Genomic DNA, 16,969 nt, shown 5'->3' with positions numbered 1-16,969 from the left:
TTAATTGGTATTTGAGGGCCCTACCTTTGTGGGCCTTGTGCTCGGCCTTTACCGCCCGTGGGGGTGTTGGCGCGCCCACTACAGGGGGCTAAACATACGCGGCAGTAGGGGTTGCGCCAGATTCGGTGCTGCGACTTGGTCGCACTGGTGAGCTAGACTGTGGGCCCTGTCGTGGCCGCAAGGCCGCCCTGAACGGAATTGTCATCCCGCATGAGTTGGCTCAGCAAGTTGATGCCGTCCGGCATCCGTACCGACAACACGCCCTCCAAAAAACGCAGCGTCCCCGAGGGGCTGTGGGAAAAATGCAATAGCTGCGGCGCGGCCCTGTACCGCCCGGAGCTGGAAGAAAACCTTGAGGTCTGCCCGAAATGCGGGCACCACATGGCCATCCGCGCGCGCGCGCGTCTGGCCGCGCTGTTCGATGCGGACAGCACCAGCGAGATCGCCGCCCGCCTCGGGCCGACCGATGTGCTCAAGTTCAAGGACCAGAAAAAGTACGTCGAGCGCATCAAGGCCAGCCAGAAGAGCACCGGCGAGTACGATGCGCTGGTGGCCATGCGCGGCCTGCTGAAGGGGCGCCCGTTGGTGGCGTCGTCCTTCGATTTCGCCTTCATGGGCGGCTCGATGGGGTCGGTGGTCGGTGAGCGTTTCGCCCTGGCTGCGGAAACCGCGCTGGAGATCGGTTCTCCTTATGTGTGCTTCTCCGCCTCCGGTGGTGCGCGTATGCAGGAGGGCCTGTTCTCGCTGATGCAGATGGCCAAGACCTCGGCCGCGCTGGCCAAGCTGCGCGAAGCCGGTCTGCCGTACATCTCGGTGCTGACCCATCCCACCACCGGTGGCGTGTCGGCCTCGTTCGCGATGCTGGGTGATATCAACATCGCTGAGCCGCAGGCGCTGATCGGCTTTGCCGGCCCGCGCGTGATCGAACAGACCGTGCGCGAGAAGCTGCCGGAAGGCTTCCAGCGTTCGGAGTTCCTGCTCGAGCACGGTGCCATCGACCAGATCTGCGACCGTCGCGAAATGCGTGACCGCCTGGCCGACCTGCTGGCCATGCTCGGCCGTCAGCCGCAGCACGAAGAAGCCGCTGCCTGATGAGTACGCGCAAGTATTTTGGTACCGACGGCATCCGCGGCCGGGTCGGCAAGGGCGTCATTTCCGCCGATTTCGTGCTGCGGGTCGGCAATGCGCTGGGGCGTGTGCTGGTTGCACGCAGTGGCGACGCCCAGCCGACCGTGGTGATCGGCAAGGACACGCGCATCTCCGGCTATATGTTCGAGTCGGCGCTGGAAGCGGGCCTGGTTGCCGCAGGCGCCAACGTGCAGCTGATCGGGCCGATGCCGACCCCTGCGGTGGCCTTCCTGGCGCATACGCTGGGTGCCGATGCCGGCATCGTCATCAGTGCCTCGCACAACCCGCACTACGACAACGGCATCAAGTTCTTCTCGGCCGAGGGCGAAAAGCTCGATGACGCGACCGAGCTGGCACTTGAGGCGGCGATGGACCAGCCGTTTTCGACGGTGGAATCCGAGCAGTTGGGCAAGGCGGTGCGGGCGCGCGATGCGGTCGGCCGTTACATCGAGTTCTGCAAGGCCAGCGTGCCGCGTGATTTCTATCTGCGCGGGCTCAAGGTCGTGCTCGATTGCGCCCATGGTGCTACCTACCACGTCGCGCCGCTGCTGTTCCGTGAGCTGGGCGCGGACGTGACCGCGATCGGCGCCGAGCCGAATGGCATCAACATCAACGATGGCGTTGGCTCCATGCACATCGACAACCTGGCGCGCAAAGTGACCGAGGTTGGCGCCGATATCGGCATTGCCTTCGATGGCGATGGCGACCGCGTGTTGATGGTCGATCACACCGGTGCTGCGGTGGATGGCGACGGCTTGCTGTACGTGCTGGCCAGGGCATGGCAGGCCAATGGCCGCCTGCGTGGTCCGGTAGTCGGTACGCTGATGACCAATTACGGGCTGGAGCAGGCGCTGGAGCGTCTCGGCATCCCGTTCATCCGTGCCAATGTCGGCGACCGCTATGTGCATCAGGCCCTGGTTGAAGGCAATGGGGTGCTTGGCGGTGAGGCTTCCGGTCATATTCTGTGCCTGGACCGGGCGACCACTGGCGATGCCATCGTCAGTGCACTGCAGGTGCTGCAAGTGCTGGGTGACGCTGGCGTCAGTCTGCGCCAGGCACTGCAGGGCCTGGTGATGGTGCCGCAGAAGACGATCAATGTGCGCCTGGAGACGGGTGCGCGCGAAGTGGTCGCGAGTGCGCCGGTACAGGCCGCGCTGGCGGCCGCGCAGGCGGCGGTGGCCGGGCGGGGCAGGGCATTCCTGCGGCCGTCGGGTACCGAGCCGGTGGTGCGGGTCACGGTCGAGGCCGATGAGGCCGGGTTGATGAGCGCTACGCTTGAGGCGCTGGCCGCTGCGGTTCGTTCGGCTGCGGCACAGGTTTGAGCTGGATCATAGTGGTGTTGCCGGGACGTCGGTTTCAATAGCCGGCGTCCCGTTCCCTTCTTTGGAGTTTTGTATGAGTTCCCGCATTCCCACCCTCGACATCACCCGTTTCGATACCGACCGTGACGCCTTCGTGGCTGAGCTGGGCGCGGCGTATCGTCAGTGGGGTTTTGCGGGCATTCGCAACCACGGCATACCACAGGCGGAAATCGACGCCGCATATGACGTGTTCAAGGCATTCTTCGCGTTGCCGGAAGATGTGAAGAAGCAGTATCACATCGCCGGCGGTGGCGGTGCGCGGGGCTATACCCAGTTCGGCGTGGAAACCGCCAAGGGTTCCAAGCACTTCGATCTGAAGGAGTTCTGGCATATCGGTCGCGAGATCGCCGACGACTCCAAGTACCGCGAAGTGATGCCGCCGAACCTGTGGCCCAGCGAGGTGCCGGGGTTCAAGGAGCATGGCTACGGCCTGTACCAGAAGCTGGACCAGCTGGGCTCGCGGGTGCTGTCGGCGCTGGCCCTGCATATCGGTCTGCCGGAGAACTACTTCGCAGACAAGACCAACAACGGCAACTCGATCCTGCGCCCGATCCACTATCCGCCGATCACCACCGATGACATCCCCAACGTGCGCGCTGGCGCACATGGCGACATCAATTTCATCACCTTGCTGGTCGGTGCCAGTGCGGCTGGTCTGGAAGTGCAGTCGCATGAAGGTGAGTGGGTCCCGTTCACCTCGGATGCCGACACCATCGTGGTCAACATCGGCGACATGCTGCAGCGCCTGACCAACCATGTGTACCCGTCCACCATTCACCGCGTGGTCAATCCCCCGGGTGAGCTGGCACGCCAGCCGCGCTACTCGGTGCCGTTCTTCCTGCATCCGAATCCGGATTTCCTGATCGACGTGCTGCCATCGTGCATCACTGCCGAAAACCCGAGTCGCTACCCGCAGGCGATCACCGCCCACGGTTTCCTGGAAGAGCGCCTGCGTGAGATCAAGCTGAAGTAAGGCGGGGTCGGCCCTACGGCCTGTTGCATGAACGCCGCCGCGGCCCCTGGCCCGGCGGCGTTTTTTTTTGCATCTTGTCTTCCGTTGTCTGCAGTTTGTCCTGTTTATGTCCGCATATCGGCTATCCTTTGCCGATACTTTTCATCGGGGAGTTATGCCTGAATGCGCCAAAAAATCGTTGCAGGTAACTGGAAGCTGCACGGCAGCCGTCAATTCGCCACCGACCTGGTCGGGCAGGTGGCCGCCGGTCTGCCGTTGCCGGGGGTGCGTCTGGTGATCCTGCCGCCGCTGCCGTATCTGGGCGATCTGGTCGAGGATTTCGAGGCGACCGAGCTGGCGTTTGGCTCGCAGGATGTCAGCAGCAACGAGAAGGGCGCCTATACCGGCGAGGTGTCAGCCAGCATGCTGGTGGACGTTGGCGCCACCCACGGCCTGGTCGGGCATTCCGAGCGCCGCCAGTACCATCACGAGAGTAGTGAGCTGGTGGCGCGGAAATTCGTGGCCGCCATCAATGCTGGCCTGGTTCCAGTCTTATGCGTTGGTGAGACGCTGGAGCAGCGTGAGGCAGGGCAGACCGAGTTGGTGATTGCCTCCCAGTTGGCGCCGGTGCTGGAGCTTGCCGGGGTGCAGGCCTTCGCCAAGGCCATTGTGGCCTATGAGCCGGTGTGGGCGATTGGCACGGGTCGCACGGCGACGCCAGAGCAGGCGCAGGCGGTGCATGCGTTCATTCGTGGCGTAGTGGCAGAGCGCGATGCTAGAATTGCGGATTCGTTGTCGATCCTTTATGGCGGCAGCGTCAAGCCCGACAACGCAGCAGAGCTGTTTTCACAGCCTGACGTAGATGGCGGGCTGGTAGGTGGCGCTTCGCTGGTGGCGGCTGATTTTCTGGCCATCGCGAGGGCAGCGGCCGGTCGCTAACGGGTAATTGTCCGGGACGGATTTCAAATGCTGATGTTGATCCTCAATGTGGTCTATGTGCTGGTGGCGCTCGCGATGATCGCGCTGATCCTGATGCAGCGTGGTTCGGGTGCTGCCGCGGGTTCGGGTTTTGGCGCGGGCGCGTCGGGCACGGTGTTTGGCGCGCGTGGTGCGTCCAACTTCCTGTCCAAGAGCACCAAATGGCTGGCCGTGGTGTTCTTCGGCATCAGCTTGTTCATGGCCTGGTATGCCAGCCACGGTTCGCGTCCGGCGGACCAGGGTGTTGGCCTGATGGGTGCGGTTGAGGCGGCTGCTCCGGCAGCGACGCCGGCGGCACCGGCGGGTGAGTTGCAGTCCGTTCCGGCCGCCCCGGCGGCGGCAGCGGTGGGTGAAGTGCCGCAGGCGACGGCTCCGGCGGAAAATATTCCCGCCAAGAGCGAAGAAAAGCCCGCTGAACCCGCACAGAAAGACTGAAGACGGTTACAATACGCGGCGCACTGCGAAGCAGCTGTGCTGACGTAAGCCCAGGTGGCGGAATTGGTAGACGCACTACCTTGAGGTGGTAGCGACGAGAGTCGTAGGGGTTCGAGTCCCCTCTTGGGCACCATTGTTTTATGCGGGTACACGGGTTGCAGCAGCGGCCCGTCGTGGCAAGTCCCGTTCATCCCCCATGCCTTGGCACCTGCAGGTGTCCCGGGCAGAGGCAAGAGAGAATCGCTGTGCTGGCCGAATATTTGCCGTCTCTGCTGTTTCTGATCGTCGCCACCGGCATTGGCGTCACGCTGATGTTGATCGGTCGGTTCCTCGCTCCGCGTTCGCCGGACACCGAGAAACTCTCCGCCTACGAGTGTGGCTTCGAGGCGTTCGAGAACGCGCGCATGAAGTTCGACGTGCGCTACTACCTCATCGCCATCCAGTTCATCGTCTTTGACCTGGAAATCATCTTTATTGTGCCTTGGACCCAGGTGTTCATGGAGCTCGGCGCGCGTTCGCTGGTCACCATGGGCCTGTTCGTGGGCATGCTGTTCCTCGGCTTTATCTACGTGTGGAAGAAGGGAGCGCTGGAATGGGAGTGATCCAAACTCTCGACGGCCTGATGAACAACCCCGTCCCGGAAGGGCGGGTTGATGACATTCTGCGGCCTGAAGGCGACAACCCCCTGCTCGAGAAGGGCTATGTGACCACCAGCGTTGACGCGCTGTTGAACTGGGCACGTACCGGCTCGATGTGGCCCATGACCTTCGGTCTGGCCTGCTGTGCGGTGGAGATGATGCATGCCGGTGCAGCGCGTCTGGACCTGGACCGCTACGGTGTGGTGTTCCGCCCCTCGCCGCGTCAGTCCGACGTGATGATCGTGGCCGGCACCCTGGTCAACAAGATGGCCCCGGCGCTGCGCAAGGTCTACGACCAGATGCCGGACCCGAAGTGGGTCATCTCGATGGGTAGCTGCGCCAATGGTGGCGGTTATTACCATTATTCCTATGCCGTGGTGCGCGGTTGTGATCGCGTGGTGCCAGTGGACGTGTATGTCCCGGGTTGCCCGCCGACAGCCGAAGCGCTGGTGTACGGCATCTTGCAGCTGCAGAAGAAGATCTGGCGTACCCAGACCATCGCACGCTGACCCCCTTTCAAATCAAGAGCACGCCAGCCCCCATGGCCCAGCAAGCACCTTCTCTCATCGATAGACTTCGCGCCCGTTTTGCCGGTGCGCAGGTTGTGGTGGTCGAACCGCGCGGCGAAGTAACGCTGGAAGTGGCTGTTGCCGATTGGCACGCAACCGCTCTGGCATTGCGTGACGAACTCGGTTTCGAACATGCCACCGACCTGTGCGGCGTCGATTACCTCGGCTACGGCAGCGACGAGTGGGATACCTCGGACGTTTCCTCGCATGGCTTCAGCCGTGGCGTGGAAGGCAGTGGCGCCGGTCGTTTCGCCTGGGGTGAATTCCCCAGTCACGAAACTGCCGAGGGCGCGCAGCCGGACGCCATGCCGAAGCAGCGCTTTGCGGTGGTCTGCCAGCTGCGTTCCTACCAGCACAACCAGCTGCTGCGCATCCGCTGCTACGCGCCGAGCGAGTCGCTGCCGGTGGTGGCCTCGCTGACCGATATCTACCCGGGCCTGAACTGGTTCGAGCGCGAAGCGTTCGACCTGTACGGCGTGATCTTCGAAGGTCACCCGGACCTGCGTCGCATCCTGACCGACTACGGTTTCGTGGGCCATCCTTTCCGCAAGGATTTCCCGCTGATCGGCAACGTCGAAGTGCGTTACGACGAAGAAAAGAAGCGTGTGGTCTACGAGCCGGTGACTTCGGTCGAGCCGCGCGTAGGCGTGCCGCGTGTTATCCGCGACGATGCCCGTTTCCAGACCGCTGAAGGCGAGCGCGCGCAGACGGAGGCAAGCAAGTGAGTGCGGACGTAAAGAGGGAATTCCACCAGGCCTCGCAGGCCTTTGCGAGCAATCCTGCCGAAGCGAAGCAGGAGATCCGCAACTACACGATGAATTTCGGCCCGCAGCATCCGGCCGCGCACGGTGTGCTGCGCCTGATCCTGGAAATGGATGGCGAAACCATCATGCGCGCCGATCCGCATATCGGCCTGCTGCACCGCGCGACCGAAAAGCTGGCCGAGTCCAAGCCGTTCAACCAGTCGATCGGTTATATGGATCGCTTGGATTACTGCTCGATGATGTGCAACGAGCACGCCTATGTCCGCGCCATCGAAACCCTGGTGGGTATCGAAGTGCCGGAGCGTGCGCAGTACATCCGTACCCTGTTCGATGAAGTCACCCGCATCCTGAACCACCTGATGTGGCTGGGCTCCAACGGCCTGGATCTGGGGGCGATGGCGGCAATGCTGTACGCCTTCCGTGAGCGCGAAGAGCTGATGGATTGCTATGAGGCAGTCTCCGGCGCGCGCATGCACGCGGCGTACTACCGTCCGGGCGGCGTGTACCGCGACCTGCCGGACACCATGCCCAAGTACAAGGAATCGCGTTGGCACAAGGGCAATGCGCTCAAGCGCCTGAACGCCTCGCGCGAGGGCTCGCTGCTCGACTTCCTGGAGAACTTCACCAATGAGTTCCCCAAGCGCGTCGACGAATACGAAACCCTGCTGACCGACAACCGTATCTGGAAGCAGCGTACCGTTGGCATCGGCGTGATCACCCCGGAGCACGCGCTGGCCTGGGGCATGACCGGCGTGATGCTGCGCGGCTCGGGCATTGCCTGGGACCTGCGCAAGAAGCAGCCGTATGCCAAGTACGACGCGGTCGATTTCGACCTGCCGCTGGGTACCAACGGTGACTGCTACGACCGTTACCTGGTCCGCGTTGCCGAGATGCGCGAATCCAACCGCATCATCAAGCAGTGCGTGCAGTGGCTGAAGGCCAACCCCGGCCCGGTGATGGTCAAGAACTTCAAGGTCGCCCCGCCGGCTCGCGCCGAGATGAAGGACGACATGGAAGCGCTGATCCATCACTTCAAGCTGTTCAGTGAAGGCTACTGCGTCCCGGCTGGTGAAACCTATGCAGCGGTCGAAGCGCCCAAGGGCGAGTTCGGTTGCTACCTGGTGTCCGACGGTGCCAACAAGCCGTTCCGCGCGCACCTGCGCGCACCGGGCTTCGCCCACCTGTCGTCGATCGATTCGGTCGTGCGCGGCCACATGCTGGCCGACGTGGTGGCGATGATCGGTACCTACGACCTGGTGTTCGGTGAGGTTGACCGGTAATGCCGGCGAGCCACACATCGCCCGTTGCCTGCGCAGCCCTGCTGCCGCAGGCATCGGTTTTTCAGAATTTGGTATTCGTTGAGGTCGGCCGATGAAGGCGACGGGTAATTACGAGGCGGCGCGCGACGTCGACCCGATGGTGGTGTTGAGCGACAAGACACGCGCTCACATCGATCACTGGCTGACCAAGTTCCCGCCGGAGCGCAAGCGTTCGGCGGTGCTGCAGGGTCTGCATGCCGCGCAGGAGCAGAACCAGGGCTGGCTGAGCGACGAGCTGATCGCCGCTGTTGCCAAGTACCTGGACCTGCCGTTCGTGTGGGCCTACGAGGTTGCCACCTTCTACTCGATGTTCGAGACCGAGAAGGTGGGCCGCAACAACGTCGCCATCTGCACCAACATCAGCTGCTGGCTCAACGGCGCCGACGACATCGTCCGCCACTGCGAGAAGAAGCTGGGCATCAAGCACGGTGAATCGACTGCAGACGGCCGCGTCTACCTCAAGAAAGAGGAAGAGTGCCTGGCTGGCTGCGCGGGCGCACCGATGATGGTCATCAACGGTCATTACCACGAGCGCCTGACGCTGGACCAGGTCGACGCGCTGCTGGACGGGCTGGAGTAAGGCATGGCACACCACGAATCCAAGGGCCCGGTCGGACCGGCGCCGCTTCCGCACAACGTGGTTTACACCACGCTGCACTACGACACCCCGTGGTCGTACGAAAGCTATCTGAAGACCGGTGGCTACGCCGCGCTGCGCAAGATAATCGAAGAGAAGATCGCGCCGGCCGACGTCATCGAGATGGTCAAGCAGTCCGGCCTGCGCGGCCGCGGCGGCGCGGGCTTCCCGACCGGCCTGAAGTGGTCCTTCATGCCCAAGGGCGATGTGCAGAAGTACATCCTGTGCAACTCGGATGAATCCGAGCCAGGTACCTGCAAGGACCGCGACATCCTGCGCTACAACCCGCACTCGGTGGTGGAAGGCATGGCGATCGCCTGCTACGCCACCGGTTCGACCGTGGGCTACAACTACCTGCGTGGTGAGTTCCACCACGAGCCGTTCGAGCATTTCGAGCAGGCCCTGGCCGATGCCTACAAGCACGGCTGGCTGGGCAAGAACGTGCTGGGCAGCGGCGTAGACATCGACATTTATGGCGCACTCGGCGCTGGCGCCTACATCTGCGGCGAAGAAACCGCATTGATGGAGTCGCTGGAAGGCAAGAAGGGCCAGCCGCGTTACAAGCCGCCGTTCCCGGCCAACTTCGGCCTGTACGGCAAGCCGTCGACGATCAACAACACCGAAACCTATGGTTCGGTGCCGGCGATCATCCGCAACGGCCCGGAATGGTTCAAGAACCTGAGCCTGACCAACAACGGTGGCCCGAAGTGCTTCTCGGTCTCCGGTTGCGTGACCAAGGGCGGCAATTTCGAAGTGCCGTTGGGCACCACCTTTGATGACCTGCTGGCGATGGCCGGTGGTCTGCGTCCGGGCCGTACGCTGAAGGCGGCGATTCCGGGCGGCGTGTCGATGCCGGTGCTGACCGCCGAGCAGCTCAAGGGCCTGCCGATGGACTACGACACCATCCGCGCACTGGGCTCGGGCCTGGGTTCGGGGGCCATCGTGGTGCTGGATGACAGCGTCTGCTGCGTCAAGTTCGCCTGTCGCATCAGCCAGTTCTTCCACAAGGAATCCTGTGGCCAGTGCACCCCGTGCCGTGAGGGCACCGGCTGGATGCACCGCGTGCTGGAGCGCATCGTTGCCGGCCAGGCCACGATGGAAGACCTGCATCAGCTGAAGACGGTGGCCGGCCAGATCGAAGGCCACACCATCTGTGCGTTCGGTGAGGCGGCAGCGTGGCCGATCCAAGGCTTCCTGCGCCAGTTCTGGAACGAATTCGAGTACTACATCGTCAACGGTCATTCGATGGTTGACGGCAAGAAGGTGGAGGCTGCTGCCGCATGAGCGCGCAACCGGTAAATCCCAACGTACCGCCGGATCACGTCACCATCGATATTGATGGCCAGACCCTGGTCGTACCCAAGGGTTCGATGATCATCCAGGCCGCCGACAAGGCCGGCATTCCGATTCCGCGCTTCTGCTACCACGAGAAGCTGCCGATCGCCGCCAACTGCCGCATGTGCCTGGTCGACGTTGAAAAGTCGCCCAAGCCGTCGCCGGCCTGTGCCACCCCGGTCATGGATGGCATGAAGATCCAGACCCGCAACGAGAAGGCGCTCAAGTACCAGCGTTCGGTGATGGAGTTCCTGCTCATCAACCACCCGCTGGACTGCCCGATCTGCGATCAGGGCGGCGAGTGCGAGCTGCAGGACGTGTCGCTGGGCTACGGCCGCTCGGTCAGCCGCTTCAACGAGCGCAAGCGCGTTGTGGTCGACGAGGACATGGGGCCGCTGGTCGCCACCGAGATGACCCGCTGCATCCAGTGCACCCGCTGCGTGCGCTTCACCGCTGAAGTCGCTGGCACCTACGAGCTGGGTGGCATGTCGCGCGGTGAAAACCTGCAGATCGGCACCTATGACGGCAAGCCGCTGACCACCGAGCTGTCCGGCAACGTCATCGACGTGTGCCCGGTCGGTGCGCTGACCAACAAGGTGTTCCAGTTCAAGGCGCGCCCGTGGGAACTGACCGCACGCGAGTCGCTGGGTTACCACGACGCGATGGGTTCCAACCTGTTCCTGCACGTACGCCGTGGCGAAGTGCTGCGCGCTGTGCCGCGTGACAACGAGCTGGTCAACGAGTGCTGGCTGTCGGACCGTGACCGTTATTCGCACCAGGGCCTGTACTCGGCTGACCGCGCGGTAAAGCCGCTGCAGAAGGTCAATGGCGAGTGGAAGGAAGTGAGCTGGGCCGAAGGTCTGGCCGCTGCCCGCGAGATCTTCGAAGCCAACCGTGGCGACGACCTCGGCGTGCTGGTGCACCCGGCGACGTCGAACGAGGAGGGCGCATTGCTGGCCCGCCTTGCCGCCGGCCTGGGTTCGAACAACATCGACCACCGCATCAACAACCGCGATTTCTCCGACGCTCCGGTGGCCGAAGCCTTTGGCATGACGCTGGCGGAAATCGAGAATGCCGACCAGATCGTGCTGCTGGGTAGCAATATCCGCCACGAACTGCCGCTGCTGCACGCCCGTCTGCGCAAGGCGCAGACCAAGAACGGCGCAAAGATCCACGCGGTCAACCCGGTCGATTTCGACTTCGCGTTCAAGCTGGCCGGCAAGCAGATCGTCGCCCCGTCGCGCTTCGTCGAAGCGCTGGGCAACGCGCAGCTGGTCGATGCAGTGAAGGCCGGCAGCAACACCGTCATCATCGTCGGTGCGATTGCCGAGAATCATCCGCAGGCTGCTGCGATCCGTTCGGCTGCCAGCGCATTTGCCGCTGCCACCGGCGCCAAGCTGTGCCGCATCCCGCAGGGTGCCAATGCCGTGGGCCTGGCCCAAGCTGGCGTGCTGCCGGCCGGCAAGGACGTCAATGCAATGCTGGCGCAGCCGCGCAAGGCCTATGCCCTGTATGGCATCGAGCCGGGCCTGGACTTCGCCGATACCGCCGCTGCCCGCAAGGCGCTGGCCGGTGCCAAGGTTGTGGCGTTCAGCCACTTCGCCTGCACCTCGACCCGCGATGTGGCCGATGTGATCCTGCCGATCGGCGCGCTGCCGGAAATCGACGCAACGCTGACCAATCTGGACGGCCGCAACCAGGTCGCCCGTGCCGGTGGCAAGCTGCAAGGCGAGGCCCGCGAGGGCTGGCGCGTGCTGCGTGCCCTCGGTGGTGACCTGCAGCTGGCCGGTTTCGGCTTCACCGATCTGGCCGGCCTGCGTGCCAGCCTGCAGCCGGTGACCGTCAAGGTGTCCGCTTCGGCACAGCCGCAGCCGGCAGGCGAGGGCTTCGAAGTGGCTTCGACCCCGGCGATCTACCGCACCGACGCCGTCGTGCGTCGCGCGCAGGCGCTGCAGTCGCATCCGCTCAACAATGATCCGCGCATCGTGCTCAACGCCGATGACGCCGCGCGTCTGCAGCTGACCGAAGGCCAGATGGCCAAGGTCGGCACCGACGCCGGCCGCGCCACCTTGTCGGTGGTGGTTGACGCTCGCGTCGCCGCCGGCACGGTGTGGATTGAATCGGGCCACGGCGCAACCGCGCCGCTGGGTGCCGCACGTGTAACGGTGGTGGCTGCATGAACGAGTTGCTGTTGAACGCGGTCGATCCGCTGCACCAGTGGTTTCTGGCCCTGGGCGATATCGGCATCGTGCTGTGGACGGTGCTGAAGATCCTGGTGATCGCCATGCCGATCATCATCTCGGTTGCCTTCTACGTGTTGTGGGAGCGCAAGCTGATCGGCTGGATGCACGTCCGCCACGGGCCGATGTACGTCGGTCTTGGTGGCCTGCTGCAGGCCTTCGCCGACGTCACCAAGCTGTTGTTCAAGGAAATCATCGCGCCGGCCAGCGCCCACAAGGCGATGTACATCATCGCGCCGCTGATCGTGCTGGCACCGTCGTTCGCGGCGTGGGCCGTGGTTCCGTTCGACTACAAGCTGGTGCTGTCCAACGCCAACGTCGGCCTGCTGTACCTGCTGGCGATGACCTCGCTGGGCGTGTACGGCGTAATCCTGGCCGGTTGGGCATCCAACTCCAAGTACGCCTTCCTCGGTGCGATGCGTTCGGCCGCACAGGTGGTCAGCTACGAAATCGCAATGGGCTTCGCTCTGGTCGGCGTGATGATCGCCGCCGGCAGCCTGAACCTGACCGACATCGTGCTGGCGCAGAAGGGTAATTCGGGTCTGTTCGACTGGTTCCTGCTGCCGCTGCTGCCGCTGTTCGTCGTGTACTGGGTGTCCGGCGTTGCCGAAACCAACCGCGCGCCGTTCGACGTGGTCGAAGGCGAGTCGGAAATCGTGGCAGGCCACATGGTGGAGTACTCCGGCGGTGCGTTCGCACTGTTCTTCCTGGCTGAGTACGCCAACATGATCCTGGTCAGCTTCCTGATCTCGATCTTCTTCCTCGGTGGCTGGTTGAGCCCGCTCCAGGGTTGGATCACGGCAGACATCTCGCCGTGGATCAACTGGATCTGGACCGGCGGCTGGCCGTGGCTGCTGCTGAAGGTGCTGTTCTTCGCCAGTGCGTACATCTGGTTCCGTGCCAGCTTCCCGCGCTTCCGCTATGACCAGATCATGCGTCTGGGCTGGAAGGTGTTCATCCCGCTGACCATTTTCTGGATCGCGGTGACGGCACTGATGGTGTTCTACGGCGTGATCCAGAAGGGCGTTTGATTCATGAATAAGATCACCCACTATTTCAAAAGTCTGTTGCTGCTCGAGTTGCTCGGTGGCCTGTGGCTGACGCTGAAGTACGCGTTCAAGCCCAAGTACACCGTGATGTACCCGATGGAGAAGTTCCCGCAGTCGCCGCGCTTCCGTGGCCTGCACGCCCTGCGCCGTTACCCCAACGGTGAAGAGCGCTGCATCGCCTGCAAGCTGTGCGAAGCGGTGTGCCCGGCACTGGCCATCACCATCGACTCGGCCAAGCGCGAAGACGGCACCCGCCGTACCACGCGTTACGAGATCGATCTGTTCAAGTGCATCTTCTGCGGCTTCTGCGAAGAAAGCTGCCCGGTGGACTCGATCGTCGAGACCCACATTCTCGAGTACCACTTCGAGAAGCGTGGCGAGAACATCATCACCAAGCCGCAGCTGCTGGCACTGGGCGACCGGCTTGAAGCCGAAATCGCCGAGCGCCGCGCCGCCGACGCCGCCTTCCGCTGAGGTCTTGAGATGGATTGGGTAAATATTTGTTTCTGGTTCTTCTCCATCATTGCCGGCATTTCCGCGGCAGCGGTGATCAGTGTGCGCAACCCGGTATACGCCGTGCTGTGCTTGATCCTGACGTTCTTCTCCATCGCCTGCGTCTGGCTGCTGGTGGGGGCGGAGTTCCTTGGCGTCACCCTGGTGCTGGTGTACGTCGGCGCGGTGATGGTGTTGTTCCTGTTCGTGGTGATGATGTTGGACATCGACACCACCAACCTGCGTGAAGGCTGGGTGCGTTACCTGCCGGTCGGCCTGGTGGTCGCGGTGGTGATGCTGGTGCAGATGCTGACCCTGATCGGGGTCAAGGCGCGCACCGCACCGTTCCCGGTGGACAACGCCGCGGCGGTGGCTGCCGATACGTCGAACATCACCTGGCTGGCACGCAGCCTGTTCACCGAATACCTGCTGCCGTTCGAGTTTGCTGCCGTGATCCTGACCGTGGCCGTGGTGGCAGCCGTGATGCTGACCCTGCGCCGTCGCCAGGGCCTGAAGACGCAGAACCCGACCGCACAGACCATGACCAAGGCAAAAGATCGCCTGCGCATGGTCAAGATGGCCGCCGAAAAGCCGGTGGTGCAGGTCGATACGCAACATGACGGTGGCGAGGAGGCCAAGCCATGATTTCCCTGGGCCATATGCTCGCACTCGGTGCGGTGATGTTCTGCATCAGCGTTGCCGGCATCTTCCTCAACCGGAAGAACATCATCGTGCTGTTGATGTCGATCGAACTGATGCTGCTGTCGGTGAACATCAACTTCATCGCCTTCTCGCGTGAGCTCGGCGACACCGCCGGTCAGCTGTTCGTGTTCTTCATCCTGACCGTGGCCGCAGCCGAAGCTGCAATCGGCCTCGCGATCCTGGTGACCTTGTTCCGTACTCGCCACACCATCAACGTGGGCGAAGTCGATTCGCTGAAGGGCTGACCCGAAGATGGAAATCACTCTCTCCAAGAGTCTGTTGATTGCAGTGGTGCTGGCACCACTGTTCGGCAGCATCATCGCCGGCCTGTTCGGTCGTCAGGTGGGGCGCAAGGGCGCCCAGTACATCACCATCCTGGGCGTGGCGATCAGCTGCGGCCTGTCGGCCTACATCTTCTCCCAGCTGCTGTGGGGTGGGGCGCAGCCGTTCAACCAGAACGTCTACACCTTCTTTGAAGTCGGCCAATATGCGGCGCATGTCGGTTTCATGATCGATCGCCTGACCGCGATGATGATGGTGGTGGTGACCTTCGTGTCGCTGCTGGTGCATATCTACTCGATCGGCTACATGGCCGAGGACGATGGCTACCAGCGCTTCTTCAGCTATATCTCGCTGTTCACCTTCTCGATGCTCACCCTGGTGATGAGCAACAACTTCCTGCAGCTGTTCTTCGGCTGGGAAGCGGTGGGCCTGGTGTCGTACCTGCTGATCGGTTTCTACTTCAAGAAGCCCACGGCCATCTTCGCCAACATGAAGGCCTTCCTGGTCAACCGCGTTGGTGACTTCGGCTTCCTGCTCGGCATCGCCGGCATCCTGTGGGCCTTCGGTTCGCTGGATTACGCTACCGTGTTCGCCAACGCCAGTACCGTGCTGGGCTCGGATGTGACCGGTCACGCGATGGTGCAGCTGATCGGCGATCACCAGTGGAGCGTAGCGACCATCATCTGCATCTGCCTGTTCATCGGTGCGATGGGCAAGTCGGCACAGGTTCCGCTGCACGTGTGGCTGCCGGACTCGATGGAAGGCCCGACCCCGATCTCGGCGCTGATCCACGCCGCGACCATGGTCACCGCGGGCATCTTCATGGTCACCCGCATGTCGCCGCTGTTCGAGCTGTCGCAGACCGCGCTGGACTTCATCCTGTTCATCGGTGCCACCACCGCGTTCTTCACCGGCCTGATCGGCATCGTGCAGACCGACATCAAGCGTGTGGTTGCGTATTCCACGCTGTCGCAGCTGGGCTACATGACGGTTGCACTCGGTGTGTCGGCCTACTCGGGCGCGGTATTCCACCTGATGACCCACGCCTTCTTCAAGGCACTGCTGTTCCTGGGTGCCGGTTCGGTCATCATGGGCATGCACCATGAGCAGAACATGATGAAGATGGGCGGCCTGCGCAAATACATGCCGGTTACCCACATCACCATGTGGATCGGTACGCTGGCCCTGGTGGGGACGCCGTTCTTCTCGGGTTTCTACTCGAAGGACACCATCATCGAAGCGGCCGCGATGCATGCGCACGCTGCCGAGGCTGGCTGGGTTGCCCTGTACGGTTACTGGGCGGTGCTCGGTGGCGTCATCGTCACCAGCTTCTACAGCTTCCGCCTGCTGTTCCTGACCTTCTTCGGCAAGGAACGCTTCCGCGACGCACACGATGATCACCACGCTGATCATGGCCACGGCCACGATGACCACCACGGTCATGGTGCGCACGAGCCGCATGAGTCGCCGCTGGTGGTGACCGTGCCGCTGATCCTGCTTGCCATCCCGTCCATCCTCATCGGCTTCTTCACCATTGGCCCGATGCTGTTTGGTACCGGCTGGGATGGTCATGCTGCCGCTGCTGGCATCCCCGGCCAGGCCATGTCGTTCTTCACCGGCATCGTCGACTTCTACGACCCGGCGCGCGACACCATCGCCGAGGTGGGCAAGGAGTTCTGGCACGGTTCGGTGGCCTATGCGATACACGGCATGCAGATGCCGGCGTTCTGGCTGACCGTTGCAGGTTTCGCGCTGGCCTGGGTGTTCTACATCTGGAAGCCGGAACTGGCAGGGCAGGCTCGCAAGACCCTGGCACCGGTGGTTTCGGTTCTGGAAAACAAGTACGGCTTCGACAAGCTCTGGATCGACGGCTTTGCCGGCGGTGGTGTGCAGCTCGGCAAGGCCGCCCGTGCCGTTGATAGCACGGTCGTTGATGGGGTGATGGTCAATGGTTCGGCGCGTCTGGTCGACCTGGCTGCCAACCTGTTGCGCCGCACCCAATCCGGTTTCCTCTACCACTACGCGTTCGCGATGATCATCGGCCTGATTGCCCTGTTGGGCGTGCTGATGCATTTCTGGCGTTGACCT

17 protein-coding genes and 1 tRNA gene are annotated in these 16,969 nt (G+C 63.0%); all 18 read left to right on the top strand.

Features of this window, described 5'->3' with window-relative positions; genetic code table 11:
• Window positions 1–210 precede the first annotated feature (210 nt).
• The 18 genes from accD (at window position 211) to nuoL (ending at window position 16,966) form a co-directional block, all read left to right on the top strand.
• Window positions 211–1,092: an acetyl-CoA carboxylase, carboxyltransferase subunit beta gene (gene accD, locus AC1VXC_RS16230; protein WP_313173591.1), complete on the top strand. Its 882-nt coding sequence runs from the start codon at window positions 211–213 to the stop codon at window positions 1,090–1,092.
• Window positions 1,092–2,450, top strand: coding sequence for a phosphoglucosamine mutase (glmM, locus tag AC1VXC_RS16225; RefSeq protein ID WP_313173592.1), 1,359 nt, complete (start codon window positions 1,092–1,094; stop codon window positions 2,448–2,450). The genes accD and glmM overlap by 1 nt, the downstream gene beginning before the upstream one ends.
• A 73-nt stretch (window positions 2,451–2,523) precedes the next feature.
• The gene (locus AC1VXC_RS16220; RefSeq protein ID WP_481528882.1) at window positions 2,524–3,462 is read left to right on the top strand and encodes an isopenicillin N synthase family dioxygenase; all 939 of its coding nucleotides are present in this window, start codon (window positions 2,524–2,526) and stop codon (window positions 3,460–3,462) included.
• Window positions 3,463–3,624: 162 nt separating this feature from the next.
• Entirely contained in the window at window positions 3,625–4,380 is a 756-nt protein-coding gene (gene tpiA, locus AC1VXC_RS16215; protein ID WP_481528881.1) for a triose-phosphate isomerase, read from the top strand.
• A gap of 27 nt (window positions 4,381–4,407) precedes the next feature.
• Window positions 4,408–4,854 (top strand): preprotein translocase subunit SecG, encoded by a 447-nt coding sequence (gene secG / locus AC1VXC_RS16210; RefSeq protein ID WP_313173595.1) that lies wholly within the window; start codon window positions 4,408–4,410, stop codon window positions 4,852–4,854.
• Window positions 4,855–4,902: 48 nt separating this feature from the next.
• A tRNA-Leu gene (locus tag AC1VXC_RS16205) sits at window positions 4,903–4,987 on the top strand.
• A gap of 112 nt (window positions 4,988–5,099) precedes the next feature.
• On the top strand, window positions 5,100–5,456 hold the full coding sequence (locus AC1VXC_RS16200; protein WP_057626704.1) for an NADH-quinone oxidoreductase subunit A: 357 nt from the start codon (window positions 5,100–5,102) through the stop codon (window positions 5,454–5,456).
• Complete coding sequence (locus AC1VXC_RS16195; RefSeq protein WP_017354657.1) at window positions 5,447–6,001, top strand: NuoB/complex I 20 kDa subunit family protein; 555 nt, start codon at window positions 5,447–5,449, stop codon at window positions 5,999–6,001. Before AC1VXC_RS16200 ends, AC1VXC_RS16195 begins: the two co-directional genes overlap by 10 nt.
• 32 nt (window positions 6,002–6,033) lie before the next feature.
• Window positions 6,034–6,786, top strand: a complete 753-nt coding sequence (locus AC1VXC_RS16190; RefSeq protein ID WP_481539119.1) for an NADH-quinone oxidoreductase subunit C — start codon at window positions 6,034–6,036, stop codon at window positions 6,784–6,786.
• An 89-nt stretch (window positions 6,787–6,875) separates the two neighbouring features.
• Complete coding sequence (locus tag AC1VXC_RS16185; RefSeq protein ID WP_481539121.1) at window positions 6,876–8,105, top strand: NADH-quinone oxidoreductase subunit D; 1,230 nt, start codon at window positions 6,876–6,878, stop codon at window positions 8,103–8,105.
• A gap of 91 nt (window positions 8,106–8,196) precedes the next feature.
• Window positions 8,197–8,724 carry an NADH-quinone oxidoreductase subunit NuoE gene (gene nuoE / locus AC1VXC_RS16180; RefSeq protein WP_313173597.1) on the top strand — a complete coding sequence of 176 codons (528 nt, stop codon included), beginning with the start codon at window positions 8,197–8,199 and terminating at the stop codon, window positions 8,722–8,724.
• 3 nt (window positions 8,725–8,727) lie between these two features.
• Window positions 8,728–10,065, top strand: coding sequence for an NADH-quinone oxidoreductase subunit NuoF (nuoF, locus tag AC1VXC_RS16175; RefSeq protein ID WP_313173598.1), 1,338 nt, complete (start codon window positions 8,728–8,730; stop codon window positions 10,063–10,065).
• The gene (gene nuoG / locus AC1VXC_RS16170; protein ID WP_481539118.1) at window positions 10,062–12,296 is read left to right on the top strand and encodes an NADH-quinone oxidoreductase subunit NuoG; all 2,235 of its coding nucleotides are present in this window, start codon (window positions 10,062–10,064) and stop codon (window positions 12,294–12,296) included. The genes nuoF and nuoG overlap by 4 nt, the downstream gene beginning before the upstream one ends.
• Window positions 12,293–13,387, top strand: coding sequence for an NADH-quinone oxidoreductase subunit NuoH (nuoH, locus tag AC1VXC_RS16165; RefSeq protein ID WP_481539117.1), 1,095 nt, complete (start codon window positions 12,293–12,295; stop codon window positions 13,385–13,387). The genes nuoG and nuoH overlap by 4 nt, the downstream gene beginning before the upstream one ends.
• 3 nt (window positions 13,388–13,390) lie before the next feature.
• The gene (gene nuoI, locus AC1VXC_RS16160) at window positions 13,391–13,879 is read left to right on the top strand and encodes an NADH-quinone oxidoreductase subunit NuoI (protein ID WP_057626697.1); all 489 of its coding nucleotides are present in this window, start codon (window positions 13,391–13,393) and stop codon (window positions 13,877–13,879) included.
• A 9-nt stretch (window positions 13,880–13,888) separates the two neighbouring features.
• On the top strand, window positions 13,889–14,542 hold the full coding sequence (locus AC1VXC_RS16155) for an NADH-quinone oxidoreductase subunit J (protein WP_313173601.1): 654 nt from the start codon (window positions 13,889–13,891) through the stop codon (window positions 14,540–14,542).
• The gene (nuoK, locus tag AC1VXC_RS16150) at window positions 14,539–14,844 is read left to right on the top strand and encodes an NADH-quinone oxidoreductase subunit NuoK (protein WP_054656949.1); all 306 of its coding nucleotides are present in this window, start codon (window positions 14,539–14,541) and stop codon (window positions 14,842–14,844) included. Before AC1VXC_RS16155 ends, nuoK begins: the two co-directional genes overlap by 4 nt.
• A gap of 7 nt (window positions 14,845–14,851) precedes the next feature.
• Window positions 14,852–16,966, top strand: coding sequence for an NADH-quinone oxidoreductase subunit L (gene nuoL, locus AC1VXC_RS16145; protein ID WP_313173602.1), 2,115 nt, complete (start codon window positions 14,852–14,854; stop codon window positions 16,964–16,966).
• Window positions 16,967–16,969: the final 3 nt, after the last annotated feature.

It is taken from the genome of Stenotrophomonas sp. STEN033, assembly GCF_056856655.1.
This window is presented reverse-complemented; position numbering and strand designations above follow the sequence as displayed.

Bases quoted from the DNA above. Each gene is read 5' to 3' on its own strand.
- AC1VXC_RS16195 (WP_017354657.1), top strand. From the start codon at position 5,447: ATGGGAGTGATCCAAACTCTCGACGGCCTGATGAACAACCCCGTCCCG.
- AC1VXC_RS16190 (WP_481539119.1), top strand. From the start codon at position 6,034: ATGGCCCAGCAAGCACCTTCTCTCATCGATAGACTTCGCGCCCGTTTT.
- nuoE (WP_313173597.1), top strand. From the start codon at position 8,197: ATGAAGGCGACGGGTAATTACGAGGCGGCGCGCGACGTCGACCCGATG.
- secG (WP_313173595.1), top strand. From the start codon at position 4,408: ATGCTGATGTTGATCCTCAATGTGGTCTATGTGCTGGTGGCGCTCGCG.
- nuoI (WP_057626697.1), top strand. From the start codon at position 13,391: ATGAATAAGATCACCCACTATTTCAAAAGTCTGTTGCTGCTCGAGTTG.
- tpiA (WP_481528881.1), top strand. From the start codon at position 3,625: ATGCGCCAAAAAATCGTTGCAGGTAACTGGAAGCTGCACGGCAGCCGT.
- AC1VXC_RS16155 (WP_313173601.1), top strand. From the start codon at position 13,889: ATGGATTGGGTAAATATTTGTTTCTGGTTCTTCTCCATCATTGCCGGC.
- glmM (WP_313173592.1), top strand. From the start codon at position 1,092: ATGAGTACGCGCAAGTATTTTGGTACCGACGGCATCCGCGGCCGGGTC.
- nuoF (WP_313173598.1), top strand. From the start codon at position 8,728: ATGGCACACCACGAATCCAAGGGCCCGGTCGGACCGGCGCCGCTTCCG.
- nuoL (WP_313173602.1), top strand. From the start codon at position 14,852: ATGGAAATCACTCTCTCCAAGAGTCTGTTGATTGCAGTGGTGCTGGCA.
- nuoG (WP_481539118.1), top strand. From the start codon at position 10,062: ATGAGCGCGCAACCGGTAAATCCCAACGTACCGCCGGATCACGTCACC.
- AC1VXC_RS16185 (WP_481539121.1), top strand. From the start codon at position 6,876: ATGAATTTCGGCCCGCAGCATCCGGCCGCGCACGGTGTGCTGCGCCTG.
- accD (WP_313173591.1), top strand. From the start codon at position 211: ATGAGTTGGCTCAGCAAGTTGATGCCGTCCGGCATCCGTACCGACAAC.
- nuoK (WP_054656949.1), top strand. From the start codon at position 14,539: ATGATTTCCCTGGGCCATATGCTCGCACTCGGTGCGGTGATGTTCTGC.
- AC1VXC_RS16220 (WP_481528882.1), top strand. From the start codon at position 2,524: ATGAGTTCCCGCATTCCCACCCTCGACATCACCCGTTTCGATACCGAC.
- nuoH (WP_481539117.1), top strand. From the start codon at position 12,293: ATGAACGAGTTGCTGTTGAACGCGGTCGATCCGCTGCACCAGTGGTTT.